This is a genomic window from Methylobacter sp. BBA5.1 (assembly GCF_000746145.1).
In the GTDB taxonomy this organism is placed as follows: domain Bacteria; phylum Pseudomonadota; class Gammaproteobacteria; order Methylococcales; family Methylomonadaceae; genus Methylobacter; species Methylobacter marinus.
This window is the reverse complement of the sequence record NZ_JQKS01000025.1, coordinates 43660-67142: the sequence shown is the minus strand read 5'-3', so window position 1 is coordinate 67142 and position 23483 is coordinate 43660. Positions and strand designations below refer to the sequence as shown.

Sequence of the window (23483 nt, the reverse complement as noted above, 5' to 3'; positions counted from 1 at the left end):
TATCCCTATTTCAATTCAATTTTAATTGCCCGGGTCGGGCAATATTTTTCGGCTTGCCGGGCTTTGTTCAACAAATCCAGCGGCGGGTTTTCCTGTAAAACGCTGACATTGCCCGCATCGTCCACATGAAAAAGTTCAGGCGCTTCAGCCATGCAGGTGGCATGGCCCTGGCAAAGCTCTCTGTCGATGTTTATCTGAAATTTCGCGACAGTCTGAATGCTTTCCTGCACGGTATTTGCCGCTGCCCCGGCTTCTGTAATTGCCGTACGTTTGACATATCGGACCCGGCAAGGCGAGACCGGCTGCACCACCATTTGGGTGAAGTCATCCTGATAGCTGTCTTTGTCGTCGACCAGTTCGAAAGTATACCGCCGTAACAGAATGCTGAAAATGGCTTTGAGCTGCAGCATGGCAAAAGCGTTGCCGCTGCACTTGTGCTTGCCGCCGCCGAAGGCAATCCAGCTGAACGGCCTGGCATCTTCCTGGCGCGTTTGTGAATAGCGGTCAGGATCAAATTTTTCCGGGTCCGGGTACACAGCCGCGATGCGGTGCGACACGCGCGGCGAAGCGCATACGTATTTTCCGGCCTTGACCGTGTAATCCTTAAAATGAAAGTCCTGCATCACTTTGCGAATTAAAAATATCAACGGCGGATGCAGGCGCAACACTTCTTTAATCACATTTTCCAGTACCGGAATTTCCCGCAGCGATTGAAAAGTGACTTCGCCATCGGCGCCGAAGTGGGCGTCGAGCTCATTCAGCACCCGATCCAGCTGTTCCGGCCGGCGGGCCAGTTCCAGCAAGGTCCAGGCGGCGGTGCCCGCCGTGGTGTGATGCCCCGCGAACAGGGTGCCGATTAACATGCCCGTTATTTCATGCGCCGACAGGCGGCTGCCGTCGTCATAGGTGGCGTCGATTAGCATTTGAAACGCATCTTCGCTTTTTTCCGGTTTCCGGGCTCTTTTGGCAATGATGCCGGTGACTAATTCCTGCAGTCGCGCGCGCGCTTTATCCCGGCGCCGAAACACGGGCAAGGGCAGATAGGGGAAAACGAAGGCCAGAGGATTCACGCCTTTTTCAAGATCATGATAAATCCCGGCAAATTCCTCGTTCAGTTCATAACGGAATTCATCGCCCAGCAGGCAGTGGCTGGACGTGTAAATGGTGAGTTCCTTCATAAACTCAAGCAGATCGATCTCGCCGGTATCGCCCCAGCCGGCAATCATTTGCTCGACTTCCCGGACGATCACCTGGGCATAGCCGCGCATCGGCTTGTCGCGCAATACGGGCATCAGCATCTTGAGTTGTTGGTCTTTTTTATGCGGCGGCGCGTCGAAAACCACGCCCTTGCCGAAAATAGGGGTCATGATTTTATAGGCCTGACTTTGATCCAGCTGGGCGTCGGGCGCGCGAAAAAAGGCTTCATTCGCTTCAGGGCCGGTCATCAGCACCATTTTTTGATGAAACATACGGAATTCACCGATTTCCCCCAGCTGATTCCTGAGTCTCATCATGTAGTCGAAGGGGTTTTTGCCAAATTCAAGCATATGCCCCAACAGCGGCAGGGCACCCGGCATTCTGGGGGGCGCTTTGCCGGAAGAAACGGCTTTTTCGGTGTTCGTCGTAGTCATACTCGATCTTGTTATATTTGTGTATTAAGGAACGCCGGTTATAAATTCCACGTTCCCCACCGCGCATTAGCCTTCTGACCGCAGCAATAGACACATAAAAGCGGCCAATTATGACATACCCGGGGATTTCCGGGATAGCAAAGTAGGATTTTTTAATAAAATAGAACGTCTTGCCGGCAATTCCTATCGATATTGCTGAAGCCGCGTTCATCATTAAATGCCGAAAACCATCATTGCCAGGGCAGGCGGAGAGGGCTGGGTCAATAGGGAGTTAAAGGGGCGAAACCGTTGATGCGCTTTGCCTTCAATTGCCGCAAAAAGCCCCACTTGTTCGGGAGCTAAAATGCCCAAGACGAGTTAACTAATGGAAATATAACGTTATTTGTATTTTGTCAACTTTGACAGAGCGTTTGAAATTGATTAAGGTAAAAAGTCGTTCCATTTTTTACAAGGCTATCAACCCGGTTTAAGTGTTTGTACCCGTTTGCTGATAATCGCGTAATTTCCTGCGCAGCATTCTGTTTTCCAATTAAACATGTATTAATTGGAAGAAGTGAAGGCGGCATTCAATGAACAGATCAGAAATCTTGTTACACATCAAATTTTGTCTGTTGGAAAAATCCTTACCCGTACCTATGTCCGTATGAAGCATGATCAGAAAATTATCCTCATACGCTGAAATTTAATTGACCTGATTACAAAATGAAAAAGAGCCAAATACTGTTTCTTGCGTTGTGCTTAACCATGGCATCCTGCACTCCACCAAAAGAAACCGAGACTGTCGATACTTACGAGGTTATACAGCCCATCGTAAAAGACACTACCTACAGTAACGAATATGTCGCCGATATTCAGTCGGTGAAGTATGTCGAGGTGAGAAGCAAGGTTAAAGGTTATATTGAAAAAATTCATGCGGATGAAGGCCAGCCGGTAAAGAAAGGGCAATTGCTGTTTACGCTTAACGCCCTGGACTTTGAGAAAGAAGTGCAAAAGGCTGATGCCGTTTACAAGAAGGCCGTGGCGGACTTGAAGGCAGCCCGGGTTGATTTGAAAAACGTAAGGCTGCTGGTGGATAAAGACATTGTGTCCGGGACGGAGCTTGAGGTAACAAAAGCAAAAGTGGATGCATTAAAAGCCGAAGTGGCAGAGGCTCTGGCCAACAAAGAACAGGCTGCCTTACAGCTTTCATATACGCAAATAAGAGCGCCTTACCAAGGCATTATCAACCGTATTCCGAAAAAAGTCGGCAGTTTGATAGCGGAAGGCGATATGTTGACCTCCATATCCGACAGCCGGGAAGTCTTCGCCTATTTCAACCTGTCGGAAACCGAATATCTAAACTACATCACCGCTGAAGGGAAAAAAGCAAAAACCGTTGATTTAAGACTCGCCAATAATGTGCTCTACGGCTACCAGGGAAGAATAGAAACCATTGAAAGCGAGTTCGACCGGGCTACGGGCAATATCGCTTTCAGGGCAAGATTTCCCAATCCGAATGGAATTTTAAAGCATGGGGCCAGTGGCAAGGTCATCATAAACAAGGAGATGAGAAATGCTTTGCTGGTGCCACAAAAGTCAACGTTTGAAATACAGGACAAACTTTATGTTTTCGCGGTGGACCGGGAGGGTGTGCTTGAGCAAAGAAATATCATTCCCAAAATGCGGTTTGATGATTTTTATGTCGTAAAGTCCGGTTTGTCGAAAGACGAAAAGATACTGTACGAGGGCGTCGGCAATGTCAGGGATGGCAACAAAATACGCTTTATTCGTGTTGATTTGGAAGAAAACATGGTGTTAAGCCGGAGAGATTAACCCAGCGACAATTATCATTATGACTGCAAAATTCATTCATCGTCCGGTATTGTCCATCGTCATATCGATTCTTATTACGTTGATGGGCTTGTTGTCCTTAACTCAACTGCCTGTCACTCAATTTCCCGATATTGCACCGCCGGAAGTCAATGTGACGACAAAATTTACCGGCGCCAATGCGGAAGTCGTCGTCAAAGCCGTCATAACGCCGCTTGAGCGCGCGATCAATGGCGTGCCCGGCATGGCTTATATGTCGTCTGTTTCCGGCAACGACGGCAGCGGCGAAATCCAGATTATTTTCAAAGCGGGCGTCGACCCGGAAGTGGCCTCGGTCAATGTTCAGAACAGAGTGTCCTCGGTATTGGATGAGTTGCCCGCCGAAGCGATCAAGGCGGGGGTCATTGTCGAGAAAGTGCAAAACAGCATGCTGTTGTATATCAACCTGCTCAGTTCCGATCCGCAGCTGGATGAAAAATTTCTCTACAATTTTACCGATATTAATGTTTTAAAAGAACTCAAGCGGATAGAAGGGGTCGGTTTCGCCGAAATATTGGGCTCAAGGGAATACTCCATGCGCGTTTGGCTCAGACCCGACAAGATGATGATGTACAACATCTCGGCCGCTGAAATCATTGAAAAACTGAAGGCGCAAAACGTGGAGGCCGCTCCCGGCAAGATAGGGGAAAGCTCCGGTAAAAAGGCGCAGGCACTGCAATACGTTTTAAAATACACCGGCAAGCACAGTACCCGGGAAGCGTATGAAAACATCGTGATAAGCGGCAAGAACGATGGTGAAATTCTGCGGCTTAAGGATGTGGCCGAGATCGAATTCGATTCCCAGGATTACGATGTGCTTTCCAAGGAAAACGGCCAGCCCTCCGCCGCCATTTTGTTAAAGCAGCGTCCGGGCAGCAATGCCAAGGAGGTGATCGACAATATCAAGACTACCATGGCCGAGATTAAGGCGAACTCCTTCCCGCCGGGCATGGACTATACCCTGAGCTATGATGTGTCCGAGTTTTTGGACGCTTCCATCCATGAAGTCATTAAAACCCTGGCAGAAGCCTTCGTGCTGGTGGCCCTGGTGGTGTTTATCTTTCTGCAGGATTTCCGTTCCACCATCATCCCCATCCTGGCCGTGCCGGTTTCACTGATCGGCACTTTTTTCTTCATGCAGTTAATGGGTTTTTCGCTTAACCTCATCACCCTGTTTGCCCTGGTGCTTGCCATTGGTATCGTCGTGGACAATGCCATTGTGGTCATTGAAGCCGTGCATGCCAAGATGGAGCATTCGGGCATGGGAGCCCGCAAGGCGACCGAGCAAGCCATGCGGGAAATCAGCGGGGCGATTATCGCCATTACCCTGGTGATGTCGGCGGTTTTCTTGCCGGTGGCCTTCATGGACGGCCCCACGGGCGTTTTTTACCGGCAGTTTTCCCTGACCATGGCCTGTTCCATTGTCCTCTCGGGCATCACCGCGCTCACGCTGACGCCCGCGCTTTGCGCCTTATTCCTTAAGAATATGCATAACGACAAACAGGCTAAAAAGTCGTTACTGCAAAAATTCTTCGGGCGCTTTAACAGTGGCTACGACAAACTGTCCGGCAACTACAGGAAGCTGATCGGAGCTATCGCTAACAGGCGTTTGATCACGTTCGGCATATTGATCGCATTCTCCATAGGCTCCGGCTTGATCGGCCGGATCGTGCCTTCGGGGTTTATTCCCGAGGAAGATCAAGGCACTATTTACGCCAATATCACAGCACCATCGGGAGCGACCCTTGAGCGCACCGAGAAAGTGTCGGATGAAGTGCAGCGTATCGCATCGCGATTGCAAAGCGTCAATTCGGTGTCAAGCCTGGCCGGGTTCAGTCTGCTCTCGGAAGGCACCGGCGCCGTGTATGGCATGAATCTGATCAGCTTGAAGAACTGGGATAAAAGAACGGTTTCAGATAAGGACGTTATCCGAACGCTTGAAGACAAAACCCGGCATATCAAGGACGCCAGCATCGAATTTTTCACGCCTCCGCCGGTGCCCGGTTATGGCAACTCCAGCGGCTTTGAAATGCGCTTGCTGGACAAAACCGGTTCGGCTGACCTAGCGAGGCTGCAGACAGTGGCCGAATCCTTTGTGGCGGAACTCAACAAGCGGCCCGAGATAGAGAATGCATTCACCACTTTCAATGCGCGTTTTCCGCAATTTTTGCTGCATATCGATGGCGATAAGGCCGCTCAGAAAGGCATCACCGCCGAGAATGCCATGAGCACGCTTCAAACGCTCATCGGCAGCCAATACGCGACCAACTTTATCCGCTTCGGCCAGATGTATAAAGTCATGGTGCAGGCGTTGCCGGAATACCGCGCCCAGCCTGACGACCTGATGAAGCTGTATATCAAAAATGATGCAGGGGAAATGGTGCCTTTTTCTTCTTTTCTCTGGACTGAAAAAGTCTATGGTCCGGAGCAGGTGACACGCTATAACATGTACACCTCGGCCATGGTCAACGGGCAGCCGGCAAAAGGCTACAGCAGCGGACAGGCTATCGCCGCAATCAAGGACGTTGCCGCGCAAAAGCTGCCGAAGGGTTTTGGCTATGATTGGGCCGGGTCATCCCGGGATCAGGCGCAGGCCGGCAACCAGGCTATTTACATTTTCCTGATTTCCCTGGTGTTCGTATACCTGCTGCTGGCGGCGCAGTATGAAAGCTTCCTGCTGCCCATGCCGGTGATTCTGTCTCTGCCGATGGGCATCTTCGGCGCCTTGTTCTTACTGATGGTCATGGGGCTGGAAAACAATATCTATGCGCAAATCGCGATGATTATGCTGATCGGCATTCTCGGCAAAAACGCCATTCTGATCATCGAATATGCCGTCATGAAGCACCGGCTGGGAAAAACGCCGTTTGAAGCGGCCGTTGAAGGCGCCGCGCTGCGTTTGCGGCCTATTCTGATGACCTCCTTTGCGTTTGTTGCCGGGCTTATTCCACTCATGTTCGCTTCCGGCGCGGGAAAGATAGGCAACAATACCATCGGCTCGGCAGCCGCGGGGGGCATGATTTTCGGCACAATTTTCGGGGTCATCGTCATCCCCGGTTTATATGTGGTGTTTGCGAAAATCGCGGACAAGCGCAAACGTAACGGAAGGAAGGAAGAAATTGCGTTATCTGAAACTATTTGACTGATTACGCAGTGAGTCGAATTCAAATGGATTTCAAACGCATCGTTAACCGGGCTTTCAGGCCACGCAGCAAGAGAGGATAAAAGTTGCGCTGCCTGCCACCTCAAACGAGGGGAGCAAAATCGCCCGTGCCTAGAGCAATCAGCCGTTACCCGAAAACAACGGCTGTTGTAAAAATTGACTATTGTTATTGACAGGCCTGCCTGAAAAATACAGTAGGGTACGCAGTGCGTACCTTCTCCAGCGGTTCCGGTGAAAGTCATCCCAAAAGGTACGAGACTGTGAAAGTATTCGTTTTTTGAAATTTTCACCACAATATGTTGTGCATTTGATATTTGTATATAACAACATATAGACATTGAGGAGAAAAATTCTGAATACTTTCATAGTCTGGTACGCGATGCGTACCCTACCGGATTTATGAAAATCTCTGACGCCCTATCGGTCAGTGAATGGCTTGTTTTTCATGGCGACGCATGTCTGAAGGTAATGTTTCCGACTAATGAATAAAAGCTCTAATATCTACTACGTAAGAGTAAATGAAGAATCAAATTTTTAACTCCCTGATCTTGTCGTCCTTGGCGATGACCTTCAGTGGATGCTCGACACTCGATACCCACTTGTCCATTCCGGAAAAGGCAATGCCGGCAAGTTTCCAGGGTCAAGAAAGCAGCACAACCACGAGCATTGCAAACATCGACTGGCGCCAATACTTTGCCGATCCGCATCTGGTAAAGCTGATCGATACCGCCGTCAGCAACAATCTCGATTTGCAAATGGCCTTGCAGCGCATTGAAGTATCGCGCTCAAGCGTGAAACTGGCCAACGGCGCGCTGCTGCCGAAAGTGGATTTGAATATAGGCGGCAGTGTGCGCAAATTCGGGCTTTACACCATGGACGGGGCAGGTAACGCTTCCACCGAAATCACGCCCGGCCAAATCGTGCCCGAACACTTGCCCGATATTTATCTGGGTCTGCAGGCATCCTGGGAAGTCGATATCTGGGGCAAGCTGCGAAACCAGCGCAAGTCAGCGATTTCGGAATATCTGGCAAGCATTGAAGGAACCAACTTCGTCATTTCAAATCTGGTGGCCGATGTGGCGATTTACTATAACAAATTGCTGGCCCTGGACAATGAGCTGGACATCATCAGGCAGACCATACAGAAACAGCAGGAAGCGCTGGAGGTCATAAAGCTGCAGAAACAAGCGGGCAGGGCGAATGAGCTGGCGGTACAGCAATTCAACGCGCAGCTGCTCAATACGCGGATTTTGGCCCAAAAAGTGCAGCAACAAATCACGGAAGCCGAAAACCAGCTAAATTTCCTGCTGGGGCGTTATCCGCAACCCATTGAACGGTCGAAAGAGCTTTTGTTCAAGGTGGTTCCCAAACAAATTGCATCCGGCGTGCCTTCGCAATTGCTGGCGAACCGCCCCGACATTCGCGCGGCGGAGTTTCAGATTCAGGCAAGCAAATTTGATTTGAAAGCGGCGAAGGCGGCTTTTTTTCCGAATTTCAATATCACCGCGACTTTGGGCTTCCAGGCATTCAACCCCGAGTTTTTATTTGCGTCGCCGGCCTCGCTTGCCTATTCCGTCATGGGAACCCTGATTGCGCCGCTGATCAACAGGAATGCGTTGAAAGCGCGGTTCAATACGGCAAAGGCCAATCAGTTGAGCGCCATGTACAACTATCAGAAAACCATTCTGAACGGTTATGTCGAAGTGGTTAACGAACTTTCAAAAATCGAGAATTTGCGGCAAGTGCACGCCCTGAAAAAGCAACAAAGCGAGGTCTTGAAAAAGTCCGTTGCAACCTCCAACGAACTCTATAAAACCGCCAGGGCAAACTACCTGGAGATTCTGATTGCCCAGCAAAGCGCCCTGCAGGCCAATCTCGAACTGATCAATGTCATCAAGCGCGAACGCATAGCGGCGATCAATATTTACAAGGCATTAGGCGGCGGATGGACATAATGGCGGCAGTCAGTCAGCAGGAGGCGCAGTGAATCGGAGCGTATGGTCATAAGCATGGAATCGCAGGTGCGAATTCATTCGCACTGGAACCCGCACCTGCATAGAAGAATCATCGCATGCCTACATCATCAATTGCCGGTGTAGCGTTCGACAATCTCCACACGCCGGTTTTTTGCACGGCCCTGTTCCGTCCGGTTAGAAGCGACAGGTGCCACCATGCCGGCTCCCGCCGGTGTCAGACGCTGACTGTCGATGCCATGCTCCGATACGAGCATGTTTACGACGGCCTGGGCCCGGCGCTGGGAAAGGGACAAATTATAGTCGAATGCGCCTTTGCCGTCCGTGTGCCCTACAATCAACAGTTGCATACCGGGATTCCCGGCCAGGAGCGCTGCCAATTGTTTAATCTGGGGCGCTGACTCCGGCTTAATCTCCGCCTGGTCGAAGTCGAAGTAGATGCCGTAGATGGCAATCCGGCCGTCGCGCTCCAAAGCCTGCTGCATTTCGCTGGACTCGACGACCGAGATCTTGTCGGCTTCCATCGGCTTTGATTCAACGACGGTCACGGCGACATGCGGCGTCAAGCGGCGGTTTTTGGTCGCTTTTGTTTCGACCCCGAGCATGCCGACGGTAACCCGGCTGTCCGCTCCCGCTTTCTCCGCCAGCAGGTAGACGCTCGTGTCCCAGGTTGTGGGCAGGCCGATTTGTCCCTTTCCGGCCGTCCAGAAGGTCGAAGCCGCCCGGGCCGGCGAGCATTCATTCGCGCCCTTGCAGAAAAAGCGGATCTCGAAACCCTTTGAACGCAATGCCGCTTCGTAGTTACGCATGACTTCCAGGACCGAGCGGTCTCCCGGTCCCTCATATCTGATCGACGTAAGCTTCCCGGACAGGTCCACCTGCCATGCCTCGGGCTTGTCCTTCTCGCCGCGTTCCAGCGCTTTGCCCGGCAGCTTCAATTCTTCGTAGGCTTTGGTCTCGTAGAAGTTGATGTGCGATCCTTCATAACGTCCGACCAGGGGATGATCGCCGGAACCGGCCAGATCGGCCTCCTGCGCTTGCGATACGCGGCCTGACAGGGCGGAAGCGGCCAGGAGCAAAAATAAAATTCTCAACGGCAGCTTCATGCGTTTGCCTCCCTTTGTTCGTTTCCAGCGAAAAGCAGCGTCCCAGTCACAGGATGTACTGACGACGGGAGGCGCAGCGTTCGAAAGCGATGCGCTTCACTGCGTCGCCTAGAGCGCCTACTTTTGGTCAGCGATCCTATGCAAGATTCCAGTTTCAGGGAGTCGTCTTTAGCCAAATGCCTGATGGCCGGTTCCGTCCCTTGAACGACATGCATGCCTGAATGCCGTTTGATGAGTTCAGGTCTGTTTTGCAGGTGGTTGCGGAAGTTTTTCAGTTTGCTAACGGTTTTATCCAGAATGAGCATTGCATTCATAATGCCAGGTTCCTTTTCCATATTCGCATGAGGTAAAAAGCTTGCCGGGCGCGGCCTCGGAAAGCAGAAAAAACATGACCGCATTATAACCGCGCTCCGGTTAAGTGCAATGTCAGGCCGGTTTTGAGTTTGTGATTCGTTGCCATTACGTGCCGCCAGCAAGGGTAGTAGCGGCCCGTCTACGATACATTATCATTGCCATTAACAGCATACACGCCACCGCAACGGCGGCGGGAAACAGTACTGTCGTAATGGAATAATTCTCAAGCGCTATCATGACGAGGATATTGCGGACAACGAACAGGGAAAAGAACAGCAAGGATTCTGAATGCGGAAAACTATACGCCTTCCTGAACGTTGGTCCGAACCCGAGAACATCGACGGTTGTAAGAACGACAACGGCCCACAATGGGTCGGACGAAAAATACCAAAGCGGCAGGGAAGACATTGCCAATGTAAAAAATAGCCAATCCGTTTTTGTGATTGTAATATCGGCACGCTTAACGTAAGCGAGGAATGCAACAAACACCGTTATGCATCCGGATACCCCGATGGGCCAGGCGCCCACACCGCCTTTATCTTCGATCTGTGCAAGAAAAACCACGAAGGTTGTGGCGCCCCAAATGATCCAGGAAAAAACATGGGGCTTGGTCGCGCCGCTAATGATTGTCCGGATATACGGAACAAACGCCGCGAAAGTAAGCGCGATAGCGACAGCGCTTAAAATCTCTTTGTAAGGCATGACTCCCATATGTTCTCCTTTGTCCAACAAAATATGCCTGTCTTATATACCAGAATCATTATAGAACAACCGTTTTCTACAACCCCAATAGTTATAAGGATTTGGTCGTCAATAACTTCCCTGTTTAAACAGAGGATGTGCCGATGCCAAGAGGCGCATTGTTCGCGAGCGATGCGCTGCACCGCATCGCCATACCCGCCAAAGCACCAATCGGATTGCCGGCAAAACAAGATCAAATCCCCTTGCGCAACAGCCATCAATTAATAATGCCCGAAGTTTACTGATTGATGGGGATGAGTATTTCGGATAGCATTGGCGGCCGTTTGGGCGTAACGCCTGTTTTTCGCATCAACTTCATCGTCCTGTCGACCATCCTGAAATGAACAAACTCGCGCTGATTACACTGATATGGCTAGTCGCTTCCTATTGCCAGGCAGATTCCTATGAAGGCACCGCGCTCCGGATAGACCCGCGGCAACTGGAACGCCGGATTCATCAGGAGATCAATCGCGAGCGGCAGAAATACGGCCTGGCGCCACTGGCGCGGGATGAAAAGCTGACCGAGATAGCGCGCAATCACAGCCAGGACATGGCCAGATACAATTTCTTCAGTCATATCAATCCGCGGCATGAAGACCCGACCGCGCGCGGCAAACGGCAGGGATGGAACGAAAAGAAGCAAATCGGCCCCCGTACCTGGAAAACCGGTCTGGCCGAAAATATTTTCCTGAACAGCCTTTACAACAAAATAGTGACGACAAGAGAGAACGGCACCGTCAGCCGGGAATATTTCTGGAATAATCCGGACCAGCTCGCGCAAACGACAGTACAGGGCTGGATGGACAGCCCGCCGCATCGACACAATATCCTGTCTCCGCTGGTTGACCGCCAAGGCATCGGCGTCGCCATATCGGGCAATGACGTGTATGTGACGGAGGATTTGTTTTAACAGGGATAGACGCGGTTATCGCCGACCCTCAAGCTCTTTAATCAGGACCTTCATTTCGTTAATCTCCTTGCGTTGGGTCTCGATAATGGCGTCGGCAAGCTTGCGGACGCGCGGGTCCGAGATGCGGGCACGCTCGCTGGTCAGGATGGCGATGGAATGATGAGGAATCATGGCCTTCATGTAAGAGACATCGTCCACGGTGCTCTGGCTGCGGACGAGCCACAGCGCGAGGGCGAAAACGAGCGCGCTGCCCGCAAAAATACCTGTATTCACGCGCCGGTCGGGGTACATATTCAGCATGTATCCCAACATGATGATAGCCATTGTCGCGCCCATCACGATCGCCATGTACATGCGTGTCTCGCTGAAAACCACATGCTCTAACTGGTAGGTGTTCAAATACATCAGCACCAGCATAACGACGGTTGAAGTCGCGATCATGGCACCGAATTTTGCGTACTTGCTCATAGTGATCCTCCGGTGTAAATGTGGATTGCCACTGCGGCACGGCTGACGCTTGAATCAGGTCGTACCGCTTTTTACCATCAACCAGTCCCCATTGTCAGCCGGCGGGCTCTACGATAAAAATGATGGAAGCCGGAGCACGGGTTTTCGGGTTCACGGGTTCGAGTTGCTCAACAAGCCTGAAGCCGTTTTCCAGAAACAACGATTTCCAGGTTTCCAAGGTCCTGAAGTACCAGGGCGCGGGATCGGTGAATGCATCACTGAATCCGCTCCAGCTTCCTTCGCGCCAGCCGTCCTCATAATGGTTTTCCCCGCAACCTGCCACAGGGTGAATTGTCTGAATAATAAGAGCACCGTGCTCATTCAATAAGGAGGGGATTTGTTGAAATAAATGATTAACGGATGTCTCGCCAAGCAGGGAAAAATTGCACACGACGACATCGAATTGTTCACCGAGCGCTTGCAATGACACGTCCTCATAGGACAACACCCGAAACCTTCCGCCTCCATCATTTGCGGCAGCCTCGACAAATTCAGGCACGATATCGATGCCCAGCGCGTTTATCCCCGTACGGGCCAATTCCCTGATAAGCCAGCCTTCACCACAACCGACATCAAGAACGGTGTTTGGTTCTCTACGCAATATCGCATTCACGACCGCCTTATTCGTGATCAGCATTCTGTTTTCGATTTCACCGTGACGGACAGCCGCGATCCAGGGCTGAACATTCTTTTTCCAGGACGCTATGATTTCGTGGTCGGTCAGTTTACTCATGGGTCGGTTATCAGCTGGCGTCCGCTCTTGAACGCGTTGTTATTTTGATGGTTTTTCAAACATCGGCACAAATTCCCCGTAGCCGCTTGCTTCCAGCTTGTCGGCCGGAATGAAGCGCAGCGCGGCTGAATTCATGCAGTAGCGTTTGCCGCCTGTGGCCTGCGGGCCGTCGTCGAAGACATGGCCCAGATGCGAGTCGGCCAGGCGGCTGCGCACTTCGGTGCGCGAGATGAAAAAGCCGCGGTCTGTTCGGAGGGTAATGCTGTCCTTGCTGATCGGCCTGGTAAAGCTCGGCCAGCCTGTGCCGGAGTCATATTTATCCTGCGAGCTGAACAGGGGTTCGCCCGAAACCACATCGACATAAATGCCGGGCTGCTTGTTATCCCAGTATTCATTATTGAACGCGCGCTCCGTGCCTTCGCGCTGCGTCACCTCGAACTGCAACGGCGTCAGCCGGCTTTTGAGTTCCTCCGGAGAAGGCTTTATAAATGATTGGGCGTCCCAGGCGAAGGCCGTAGCGGCCCATAACGATAAGGTCAATGATAAAACGGCTTTATTCATGGTAAAACTCCAAAACGTTACCTGTTATGACATCTCGGTGGCAAAACTGTTCAGCAAGGCGGTCAGGGCAACCGTGTATCGCGTCTTTTTGCTCCTGCAACAGTGCCCATCAAAATTAGTTGGGTACAACCGGAATTTGTTCGATGGTCTTGCCCGAATTTATTTTATTTTACCGAAGTCGCGGGCGCGGCAACCATGATGCCATCTTGCGCGAACAGATCCTTAATAACTCCATCCAGTCCTTGGGCCGGGTCGTAAATACGGCCCCCACGAAAACGAATCAGCATGCTTTATCCTTACGCAAAGTCGAGAGTCAACAATAACCGGCGCGGTAAGTCCGGGTTGACTTGCGGCGAGCGGTGTACCGCGCCATGTTGTTCATTGCCTTCTCAGGTACGGCCTTTCACCAAGCCCACCGCATAGGCCGGCATGGCGGAAATGGCATCCGGGTCCAGAATGAGCCCGGATTGCTCGTCCTTAAGTCCGCCCAATTTGCCGCGGTCAACATAAGCGTCTTCCAGCCATTCCGTGCCGATACCGCCATAGGTGCAGACCAGGCGGCAAGTGACCGAATCCACATGAAAACGCGGGTACATGGGATGGTCGGCATGCCGGACTCATGCTTGATCCGTCTCGGCAAGCCATTGCGGGAAATCGTCCCGATAGGATATCCAGACCGCGGGTCCCGCGGCCAGTTCGTCATCAGTCAGCAAGCAACCGTCCAATTCAGCACGCGCTTTGTCGGCATCGATGTTTTGGCCGATAAAGACCAGTTCCTGTCGGCAGTCGCCGAAAGGCGACTGCCAATTGACCAGAATGTCAACGGCATACTCTTCAGGCCATTCAGCTTCCGGTACCGACGCCCACCAACGGCCGGCGCAGCCATGTTGCATGGTCCCGCCGGCTTGTGACCAGCTACCCGCCCACTCGGGGCGCGAGGCCAGCCAGAAGAAGCCCTTGGAACGCAACAAGGTGCCGTTATTCCAATCGTCACGATGCAGATAATCATAAAAACGGCCGGGATGGAACGGTCGGCGGGCGGTGTAAACAAAACTGGCTATGCCGTACTCCTCGGTTTCGGGCGTATGGCTGCCGCGCATTTCCTGCAGCCAGCCGGGGGCCTGCTCCGCCTGTTCAAAATCGAACAGGCCGGTGTTGAGTAATTTATGCAGCGGCGCCCGGCCCATGATCATCGGGATGATTTCGGCGTCCCGGTTCAGGGATTTAAGGATGGCTGTTAAATTGGCCAGCTCATCGCTGCATACCAGGTCGGCCTTTGAAATCAGAATCACGTTGCTGAATTCAACCTGCTCGACCAGCAAATCGGCGATGTTACGTTCATCATCAATGCCCAGTTCGGCATTGATGTCTTTCAGCGACTGGGCTTCCAGATAATCGCGCATGAAATTGACCGCATCGACCACTGTTACCAGCGTGTCCAGTCTGGAAATGTCCGACAGACTGACGCCGTCTTCATCGCGGAAAGTAAAGGTTTCGGCAATCGGCATGGGTTCCGCGATACCGGTCGATTCGATCAGCAAGTAGTCAAAACGGCCGGCCTTGGCCAAATGTCCAACTTCCACCAGCAAGTCTTCCCGTAACGTGCAGCATATGCAGCCATTGCTCATTTCCACCATTTTTTCCTCGGCGCGATTGAGGGCGACCTCGTTTTTAACGAGCGCGGCATCAATGTTGATTTCACTCATGTCGTTGACGATCACGGCAATTTTCAGGCCCTCGCGGTTAGTCAGGATATGGTTAAGCAGCGTAGTTTTGCCGGCACCCAAAAAGCCGGAAAGAACAGTCACGGGTAATATTTTCGAAGTCATGAAAAGGGGTCTCAAGGGTTAGGGGAGGGCAATGCAATATGATGGAAATGTTATAACATAACATTCAAAATAACAACTCTTTAAGGCATACGGCAACGATTCCTTGCTAAACCGATCTGAATTCAACTTACTGCGTAACATCCGTTAGTAATTCACTATTGTCATAAACTTAAAAGTTGCACAACGAAACTCAAATCGATTTTCAGACGTGGTACTTTCATTCTATATATGAGTTTTTTGGTACAAAAAATAGCCCTAAATCTGCCAAAAATGAATTTTTTAGAGGCATAAGGTCCAGTACCAAAATAACATTCGGAGGACGCTATTACCTCGAGAGGCCCGAAGGTGGGCCGGACTGGGGCTGCGCTTCGGTGCGCAGTTGATGTTTTCAAAATAGTCAATTCCCGATGACCTTAGGATTTGGTCATAAATAAGTTCCCTGTTTAAACATAGGATGTGCCGACGACAGGAGGCGCACTTGTGCCCTTTAGGGTATCGTTCGCGAGCGATGCGCTTCACTGCGTCGCCTACTTTTGGTCAGCACATCCTATGCAAGATTCCAGTTTCAGGAAGTCATTTTTAGCCAAATCCATAGTAATGGGCATGGCATAAATCAAGGAATTGTAGGTGCGAATTCATTTATGCCCTATGGGTACTTGTGCCCTTCAGGGTATTCGCACAGTGCGAATGAATTCGCACCTACACCGGAAATTCATCCGCGCACTTGAGGAAGTTATTTTATGCGCGTTCCTTAGCAACATCGCACTTCCCGCATAACCCGGGAGAGGGTGTAAGAATGGCCGCCCGCGCAACCAACCCTGGATTAAGGAGTATTAAGCATGAGCAAACCCTACATTCGCCTTGACAAGAACAATGCTGCCGTTTTGCTGGTTGATCATCAGTGTGGCCTGTTGTCCATCGTCCGGGATATCGAGCCCGACAGGTTCAAGAACAACGTCCTGGCTCTGGCCGATCTGGCCAAGTATTTCAAGCTGCCGACCATCCTCACCACCAGCTTTGAGGATGGGCCCAACGGTCCTCTCGTGCCCGAACTGAAGGAAATCTTCCCCGATGCGCCGTATATCGCCCGGCCGGGTCAGATCAACGCCTGGGACAACGAGGATTTTGTCGAGGCGGTCAAGGACACCGGAAAAAAACAACTCATCGTCGCCGGCGTGGTCACTGAGGTCTGCGTGGCTTTCCCAGCCTTATCCGCCCTGGAAGAAGGCTATGAGGTCTTCGTGGTGACCGATGCCTCCGGAACCTTCAACGAACTCACACGGTATTCTGCGTGGAATCGCATGTCGGCGGCGGGTGCCCAGCTGATGACCTGGTTTGGCGTGGCCTGCGAATTGCACCGCGACTGGCGCAACGATGTCGAAGGCCTGGGCGCGCTGTTCTCGAACCACATCCCCGACTATCGAAACCTGATCAACAGTTACACCACGATCAAAAGTGGAAAGTAAGCGTTAAGAAAGTCGCAACTCAACATAGGAGATAGAACGATCATGGTCTATATCGCAAAAACAGTTTTCCGGAAAGTGTTTCTGGGTTTCGGCCTGCTCATCGCACTTAGCGAGATTACTATGGCTCAAGTTGAGCCTTTCGCCAATTCGGCCGACGAGACTTACGCACTTGCGAGAGATGCGTATCTCTACGCTTATCCATTGGTGCTGATGGATATCACCATGCGGCAGGTAACTAACGTGCCGGATGCTACCAGCGTGCCCATGCGCGCACCGGTCAACCAGTTTGCGCATTTTCGAAAATATCCGGATGCGGAGGCCAGGGATGTGGTGCGCTTCAATTTCGACACGCTTTATTCCTTCGCCTGGCTGGACGTCGGTAAGGAGCCCGTCGTGCTGTCCGTACCCGATAGCGACGGCCGCTACTATCTGGCACCCATGCTGGACATGTGGACGGATGTGTTCGCGGTGCCAGGATCTCGCACCACCGGCGGCAAGGCCGGAAATTTCGCCATCGCATCGCCAGACTGGCAGGGAAAATTACCGAACGGCGTGGAACTCATTCGCGCGCCCACGCCGGTGGTCTGGATTATGGGCCGCACTCAGACCAACGGTCCGGATGACTATGACAATGTTCACAAGGTGCAGGATGCCTACAAGCTGACGCCTTTGAGCCGGTGGGGCAAAAAATATGCACCGCCCGAGAAATCGCCCACGGATCCGGCTGTCGATGACCAAACGCCGCCGCTGGTTCAGGTCAACAACATGAGTGGCGTTGATCTTCTAAAACGGTTTTCGCAACTGCTGAAGAAGCATCCGCACCACGGCAATGATTACCCCATCCTGTTTCGCATGCGCCGTCTCGGTCTACAGCCTGGGCACGAGTTCGACGCCAGCAAGCTTGACCCGGCCACTGTCGTTGCAATCAACGCAGCGGCGAAGGATGCAATAACCGACCTTCAGCAAGTGGTCGCCCAGGGCAAACTGGGCGAGACGGTGAATGGCTGGAACTACGTTGTGGCCGGCATGGGCACTTACGGCACCGACTATCGAATGCGCGCCATGGTGGCCATGGCCGGATTGGGCGCCAATCTGCCGGAAGATGCAATCTACCCCAACGCCTTTGTCGATGCGGATGGCAACTCGACCAGCGGCGAACATGCTTACGTTCTGCATTTCGAGAAAGGCAAACTGCCGGCCGCGAATGCTTTCTGGTCGCTGACCATGTACGACAAGGACGGCTTTCAGGCCCCTAATCCGATCAATCGCTTTGCAATTGGCGACCGCGACAAACTTGCCTTCAATGCCGATGGTTCGCTGGATATTTACATTCAGCACGAATCGCCGGGCCAGGGTAAAGAGTCGAATTGGCTCCCAGCGCCCAAAGGACCGTTTCAGGTCATGATGCGCATGTATTCGCCGAAGCCGGAAGCTTTGCGCGACGGTCCGGGTTTGCCGCCCATCAAAAAGGTCCAGTAAAGATGATGCGGGTGGCTTGAGGCTTCTTCTGCCGGGAAAATCTCACTCCACCACTTGCTTATAGGATTTGGTTGAAAAAAATGCATTGTAGGGGCGATTTTAATCGCCCAAGGGCGAATGAATTCGCCCCTACAGGGTGTTCCACAATATCGGGAACTTAATTTTGACGGAATCCTTATCTTCATTCTGATCATAGTCATCAAAAACACCAGGAGTGTATTTATGAAAAATCTATTACTAGCCACGGCTTGCACCGCCATGCTCTGGGATGCTGCCACAATGGCTGCATCCCAGGGTATTTCCTCTCAGGAAGCCCAGGAGATCGCGCGTGACGCCTATATCTATGCCTATCCGCTGGTAATGTCGGGTGTGACAATTCAAGTGGGCAAAAACGTCGAAGAGCCTGTCGGGACCAGCGCACCGCTCAATCAATATGGGCACATGCGGACATTTCCCGATGACACCTTTACCATCGTAGTCCGCCCGAATGCCGATACCTTGTATTCTTCGTTAGCCTATGACGTGACCAAGGAACCCTTGATCGTCAGCATCCCCGATGCAGGCGATCGTTACTATCTGATGCCCTTCATGGATATGTGGAGCGACGTTTTCACGGTTCCCGGAACCCGGACAACGGGGAACGCCGCGCAGACTTTTGCCATCATCGGCCCGAACTGGAAGGGACCTCTGCCGAAAGGCGCCAAGGAATACCGAAGCCCTACGGGAATCGGCGTGCTGATAGGCCGCACGCAGACCAACGGCAAGGCGGACTATGAGGCCGTGCGTAAGTTTCAGGACGGCATGAAGGCGGTACCCCTGAGCGCCTACGGCAAACCCTACACGCCACCGAAAGGCAAGGTCAATCCTAATCAGGATATGAGTGCGCCGCCCGACCAGATCGACAAAATGGATGCGGCCACCTTCTTCGGGATGTTTGCCGAGCTGATGAAGGACAATCCGCCGCACGCCAACGACTATCCGATTCTCGACCGCATGAAGCGCATCGGCATCGTGCCCGGCAAGTCTTTTAAACTCGCCGACGCGCCCAAGGCGGTGCAGGACGCGCTGAATGCAGCGCCGGCCGTCGCACTCAAACAGATCAAGGATGCCTGGAGCAAGGCGGGCGTTGAGGCGAACGGCTGGCGCACCAACCTGAGCGCTATCGGCACCTACGGGACGGATTATTTGCATCGTGCCGGCGTTGCCTATGGTGGTTATGGCGCGAATGTCGTAGACGATGCAGTTTATCCGACGGCGTTTGCCGATGCGGACGGCAAACCGTTCAGCAGCGATAACCGTTACGTACTGCATTTTGACAAAGACCAGATTCCCCCGGTGCGCGGTTTCTGGTCGTTGACCATGTACAATGATCGCCAGATCTTCGCCAGGAATCCGATCAACCGCTATGCGATCGGCGATCGCGACAATCTCGCCTTAAATCCGGACGGTTCGCTCGATCTCTATATCCAGCGGGAATCGCCGGGTAAGGACAAGGAGTCGAACTGGCTGCCAACGCCGGAAAGCGGCTCATTTACGATGAACCTGAGACTTTATTGGCCCAAGGCCGAAGTCCTCGACGGTTCCTGGGCGCCGCAGCCAGTCAAACGGGTTGATTGAGAGAAAGCCATGTTCGGTAAAACGCCTCGATGCCTGCGGGGCGGTGTGATCTCGCGTACTACGGAGCGCATCGTATCAAGCCAATACCGTGGCTCGCGCCAGGGCTGTATAATCCCTTTGAAACGCCTTATGGTCCAAAAATGAAGGAATCGAATCAATCAGACAAGTTGATCATCCATAACGCCCATAAAGCCACTTCAACAGAAAAGGCGGCAATAGCGTGGTCAGGGCCACCACGATAATCATGCCGGCATAAACCGCGTCAGTGAAAATGCCGCTTTCCTTGCCCAGTTCGGCAAAAATCAAGCCGATCTCGCCGCGCGGCACCATGGCGATGCCGATCGCCCAGCGTTGAAACCAGGATCCTCTGATGAACAGCGGGCTGATGATTTTTCCTGCCACGGCGGCCGCGAACAAGGTCGAGGAAAACAGCCAGACAAACGGCGAGTTCCACTCAATTTCCCGCAGATTGAGAGACAGGCCGACCGTGACGAAGAAAATGGGCGTGAACAAGTGAATGATCGGCTTCATTTGCGCTTCAATTTCATGCGCAAAGTCGATATCGCCGCCGGCCAGGGACGCGCCAAACGGCAGAAAAAAACGCCGCGACAAGGCCATGCCCGCGCTAAAGCCGCCGAGCAGTTCCGGCGCGCCCACGGCATGGGCGAGCCAGGCAAAAAACAGCATCAGCGAAACGATGGTGCTGGGAATCAAGCCCGGCACATCGCTCACGCTGCCGAGATGCTTGATGATAAACGAGATCAGCTTGGCGGCGATGGGCGCCAGAACAAAAAAGGTCAACACGGAAAGCAAGACCTTGCCGGCATTGATCAGGTTGATGCCGCCGCCTATGGAGAATTCGTACAACAACGCCAGCAGAACGACGCCGAGAATATCATCGAGCACCGCCGCGCCCAGGACCACCTGGCCTTCGACGGAGTCCTGGCGTTTCAAATCGGCCAGGACCCGCAAGGTGATGCCGATGCTGGTCGCCGTCAGCGTGCCGCCTATGAACAGAGCGACCAGAAGAGGCAATTCGAAAAACCAGAAGGCCAGGGAAAAGCCCATGATAAACGGCATGCTCAAACCGACTGAGGCGACGATAAAGGCCTTGGCGCCGGTTTTTGCCAGACGCCTGACGTCGGTTTCCAGTCCCACTTCAAATAGCAGCATGATGATGCCGATTTCCGCCAGCAGTTTAACGGCTTCAACCGGTTCGACCCAACCCAGCAGACTCGGGCCTATCAGCACGCCGGCCAGCAGTTCGCCGATCACGGCCGGCGCTTTCAGGCGAACGGCTATCTCGGTAAACAGGCGCGCCGACAGCAGGATGATGAGCAATGTTAAAAAATAGTCATGGACTGCCATTGGCCTTATATTCCACAGTAAAATTTGACCCAATCAGCATTATTTCAGTATCGATTGTTAATCGGCCTCTTTGATTCCCAGGCGTTTTAATCCTGCCATTCCTATGGATTGATGCCCTGATACCGTAAATGAACAGACACGTAGGGGCGAACCTGCGTGTTCGCCCTTGCTCATCGGTTCACCCTTGGCTTGCGGTTCTCCGATAGCCTGTTGTGCACCCGAAACAGGACGGACACGTAGGTCCGCCCCTAGTGTGCCCGGCATGGGCTAAAACTTGTTATCTGAAAGGAGATAACCGGAAGTAGTAACGACAACCGTAGCGAAGCGCAAGGGGGAAGCCGCGAGGCCAGCCTGAAAGAAGCGCGTAGCAAATGCACGACCGTAGGAACACGAACAAGCAGCGAGGCCGGGTGCGGGCGATGAGTGTGCTAGGGAGCACGAAATCCAACCGTTACCGAAAGACGCATCAGGTAGAGCTTGGCGGCACGGGCAGAAAGTTTTAGCACCTTACCCGGGGAGATCTCCCGAATGAGAGTTTGGGAGAAGTCAGCAGAGGCCGTAGTAGCGAAGAAGGCCTGGAAACAGGCCGGAGCGAAGGGCCGAAGAACCAAGAGACAGACCGTTGAACTAACTCCAGGGAACGGCGAACAGTACTCTGAAACAGACGGGCGTTGCAACTGCGGCAGCTACCCGGACTGGCGGCCGAGCGAGGCGGGTGGATTCCTGTCGGTAGCGAGGTAGCGGAATACGAGTCGAGACCTGGGCGAAGGAGAAATAGAAGGTGCTGAATGAAGATGTGATGGAAAGAGTCCTGAATCGGGACAACCTGCAAGAAGCCTACAAACGGGTCAAGGCCAACCAAGGATCGGCAGGCGTGGATGGGATGAAGGTCGAGGACTTTGCGGCACACGCCAGAAAACACTGGCCGGTAGTCGCAGAGAAACTCAGATCGACGACCTATCAACCCGGAGCGATTCGAGGCATAGCGATACCCAAGCCACAAGGAGGAGAACGAATTCTAGGCATACCGAATGTCCAAGACAGAGTGATCCAACAAGCGGTAAGCCAAGTTCTGAGTCCGATTTTCGAAGCGGAATTCAGTGACCATAGCTACGGGTATAGGCCGCAAAGAAGCGCGCATGACGCGGTCAGAGCGGCCAGTCGCTATGTGGCGGAAGGTAAAACGTGGGTAGTCGATATAGACATCAGTGCGTTCTTTGACGAAGTCAATCACGACATACTGATGGCGAAAATCGGCCGTAAGGTAAGAGACAAGCGCGTCTTGAAACTGATCGGTAACTACCTGAGGGCGCCCATGGAAAGAGATGGCCAGAGCATCAAGCGAAGCCAAGGCATGCCGCAAGGCGGTCCGCTCAGCCCACTGCTGGCCAATATCTACCTGGATGAACTGGACAAGGAATTGGAAAGCCGAGGCTTAAGCTTCTGCCGCTATGCCGACGATGTGGTGATATTCGTCAAAAGCGAAAGAAGCGGCCAGCGAATACTGGCCCGCCTGACGGAATGGATAGCCAAGCACTTGAAGTTGAGAGTCAATCCAAACAAAAGTGGAACAGGCCGTCCCTGGCATGGAAAATTTCTGGGATTCAGTATCAACAGTGATGGCAGCCCAAGACTCGCCCAGGCCAGTTTGGAGAAACTGAAAGACCAAGTCAGAAAATGCTGGAACAATCAGAACAGACTGGCGCTGGAAGAGCGGATAGAAGAATGGCAGCACTACATCAGAGGCTGGTACGCCTATTTTGGAGCCTGCATAAAATATCCGCTCAGCCGGGCAATAGAGGGTTGGATAAGGCGGCACATGCGGAAATACTTCTGGCAACGGTGGCATAACAAGCGAGGCCGAATGAACGCCTTAAAACGCCTAAAAGCTAAACCGTACCACCAGCACCAAACCAGTGTATCGGTAGGTGATTGGAGGATGGCAAGAAGTCCAATGCTACATGCGGTGCTTAATAACGTCAGGTTGAAACGATGGGGATTATGGCTTCCATCGGATTTTGTGACCATATAAGGTCACTGGGTTCAACCGCCGGATGCGGAAAACCGCATGTCCGGTGGTGTGGCAGGGGTGACGGGCGCAATCCCGTCACCTCGAGCCGATCAATGCATCCGCACGATACAGGCGACCTCATTGATTTGTATGAAATGAACAGACACATGTAGGGCGAACCTGTAT

General features: G+C 52.6%; 18 protein-coding genes and 1 pseudogene. 9 read left to right on the top strand and 10 right to left on the bottom strand.

Going from position 1 to position 23483, the window contains the following annotated elements; genetic code table 11:
• Positions 1–5: 5 nt before the first annotated feature.
• On the bottom strand, positions 6–1631 hold the full coding sequence (locus tag EK22_RS15735) for a cytochrome P450 (RefSeq protein ID WP_051961929.1): 1626 nt from the start codon (positions 1629–1631) through the stop codon (positions 6–8).
• Positions 1632–2333: 702 nt separating this feature from the next.
• On the opposite strand from EK22_RS15735, the gene EK22_RS15730 reads away from it, so the two are divergent.
• The 3 genes from EK22_RS15730 (at position 2334) to EK22_RS15720 (ending at position 8597) form a co-directional block, all read left to right on the top strand.
• Positions 2334–3443, top strand: coding sequence for an efflux RND transporter periplasmic adaptor subunit (locus EK22_RS15730; RefSeq protein WP_036252538.1), 1110 nt, complete (start codon positions 2334–2336; stop codon positions 3441–3443).
• A gap of 19 nt (positions 3444–3462) precedes the next feature.
• Positions 3463–6621, top strand: coding sequence for an efflux RND transporter permease subunit (locus EK22_RS15725; protein ID WP_036252537.1), 3159 nt, complete (start codon positions 3463–3465; stop codon positions 6619–6621).
• Between the two features lie 539 nt (positions 6622–7160).
• A complete protein-coding gene (locus EK22_RS15720) occupies positions 7161–8597 on the top strand; it encodes an efflux transporter outer membrane subunit (protein ID WP_036252536.1) in 1437 nt (478 codons plus the stop codon).
• 128 nt (positions 8598–8725) lie between these two features.
• On the opposite strand, the gene EK22_RS15715 is transcribed toward EK22_RS15720, so the two are convergent.
• Both EK22_RS15715 and EK22_RS15705 read right to left on the bottom strand, forming a co-directional pair.
• Positions 8726–9721 carry an OmpA family protein gene (locus tag EK22_RS15715; protein WP_036252535.1) on the bottom strand — a complete coding sequence of 332 codons (996 nt, stop codon included), beginning with the start codon at positions 9719–9721 and terminating at the stop codon, positions 8726–8728.
• A 459-nt stretch (positions 9722–10180) separates the two neighbouring features.
• Complete coding sequence (locus EK22_RS15705; RefSeq protein WP_036252533.1) at positions 10181–10786, bottom strand: hypothetical protein; 606 nt, start codon at positions 10784–10786, stop codon at positions 10181–10183.
• 134 nt (positions 10787–10920) lie between these two features.
• Between EK22_RS15705 and EK22_RS24730 the strand changes: the two genes are divergently transcribed.
• A complete protein-coding gene (locus EK22_RS24730) occupies positions 10921–11061 on the top strand; it encodes a hypothetical protein (RefSeq protein WP_161786452.1) in 141 nt (46 codons plus the stop codon).
• Between the two features lie 95 nt (positions 11062–11156).
• The gene (locus tag EK22_RS15700) at positions 11157–11726 is read left to right on the top strand and encodes a CAP domain-containing protein (protein ID WP_036252532.1); all 570 of its coding nucleotides are present in this window, start codon (positions 11157–11159) and stop codon (positions 11724–11726) included.
• Between the two features lie 15 nt (positions 11727–11741).
• Here EK22_RS15700 and EK22_RS15695 read toward each other — a convergent pair whose 3' ends face one another.
• The 6 genes and pseudogenes from EK22_RS15695 to zigA all read right to left on the bottom strand — a co-directional run bounded on the left by EK22_RS15695 (position 11742) and on the right by zigA (position 15356).
• On the bottom strand, positions 11742–12194 hold the full coding sequence (locus EK22_RS15695) for a DUF305 domain-containing protein (protein ID WP_036252530.1): 453 nt from the start codon (positions 12192–12194) through the stop codon (positions 11742–11744).
• A 94-nt stretch (positions 12195–12288) separates the two neighbouring features.
• Positions 12289–12966, bottom strand: a complete 678-nt coding sequence (locus EK22_RS15690; protein WP_036252521.1) for a class I SAM-dependent methyltransferase — start codon at positions 12964–12966, stop codon at positions 12289–12291.
• 39 nt (positions 12967–13005) lie between these two features.
• Positions 13006–13527 (bottom strand): peptide-methionine (R)-S-oxide reductase MsrB, encoded by a 522-nt coding sequence (gene msrB / locus EK22_RS15685; protein WP_235209428.1) that lies wholly within the window; start codon positions 13525–13527, stop codon positions 13006–13008.
• 164 nt (positions 13528–13691) lie between these two features.
• Positions 13692–13814, bottom strand: coding sequence for a hypothetical protein (locus EK22_RS25470; protein WP_255360594.1), 123 nt, complete (start codon positions 13812–13814; stop codon positions 13692–13694).
• Between the two features lie 9 nt (positions 13815–13823).
• A pseudogene (locus EK22_RS23245) lies at positions 13824–14123 on the bottom strand (DUF1826 domain-containing protein).
• A gap of 21 nt (positions 14124–14144) precedes the next feature.
• Complete coding sequence (gene zigA, locus EK22_RS15675; protein WP_036252519.1) at positions 14145–15356, bottom strand: zinc metallochaperone GTPase ZigA; 1212 nt, start codon at positions 15354–15356, stop codon at positions 14145–14147.
• An 839-nt stretch (positions 15357–16195) separates the two neighbouring features.
• Here zigA and ycaC point away from each other — a divergent pair.
• The 3 genes from ycaC to EK22_RS15660 all read left to right on the top strand — a co-directional run bounded on the left by ycaC (position 16196) and on the right by EK22_RS15660 (position 19918).
• A complete protein-coding gene (ycaC, locus tag EK22_RS15670) occupies positions 16196–16822 on the top strand; it encodes an isochorismate family cysteine hydrolase YcaC (RefSeq protein WP_036252517.1) in 627 nt (208 codons plus the stop codon).
• Positions 16823–16864: 42 nt separating this feature from the next.
• Positions 16865–18301 carry a DUF1254 domain-containing protein gene (locus EK22_RS15665; protein WP_036252515.1) on the top strand — a complete coding sequence of 479 codons (1437 nt, stop codon included), beginning with the start codon at positions 16865–16867 and terminating at the stop codon, positions 18299–18301.
• 222 nt (positions 18302–18523) lie between these two features.
• Complete coding sequence (locus EK22_RS15660) at positions 18524–19918, top strand: DUF1254 domain-containing protein (RefSeq protein WP_036252513.1); 1395 nt, start codon at positions 18524–18526, stop codon at positions 19916–19918.
• Between the two features lie 171 nt (positions 19919–20089).
• Here the strand turns inward: EK22_RS15660 and EK22_RS15655 are convergent, their stop codons facing one another.
• Positions 20090–21286 carry a cation:proton antiporter gene (locus EK22_RS15655; RefSeq protein WP_036252511.1) on the bottom strand — a complete coding sequence of 399 codons (1197 nt, stop codon included), beginning with the start codon at positions 21284–21286 and terminating at the stop codon, positions 20090–20092.
• A 781-nt stretch (positions 21287–22067) separates the two neighbouring features.
• Between EK22_RS15655 and ltrA the strand changes: the two genes are divergently transcribed.
• Positions 22068–23318: a group II intron reverse transcriptase/maturase gene (ltrA, locus tag EK22_RS15645; RefSeq protein ID WP_235209427.1), complete on the top strand. Its 1251-nt coding sequence runs from the start codon at positions 22068–22070 to the stop codon at positions 23316–23318.
• The last annotated feature ends 165 nt before the right edge of the window (positions 23319–23483 follow it).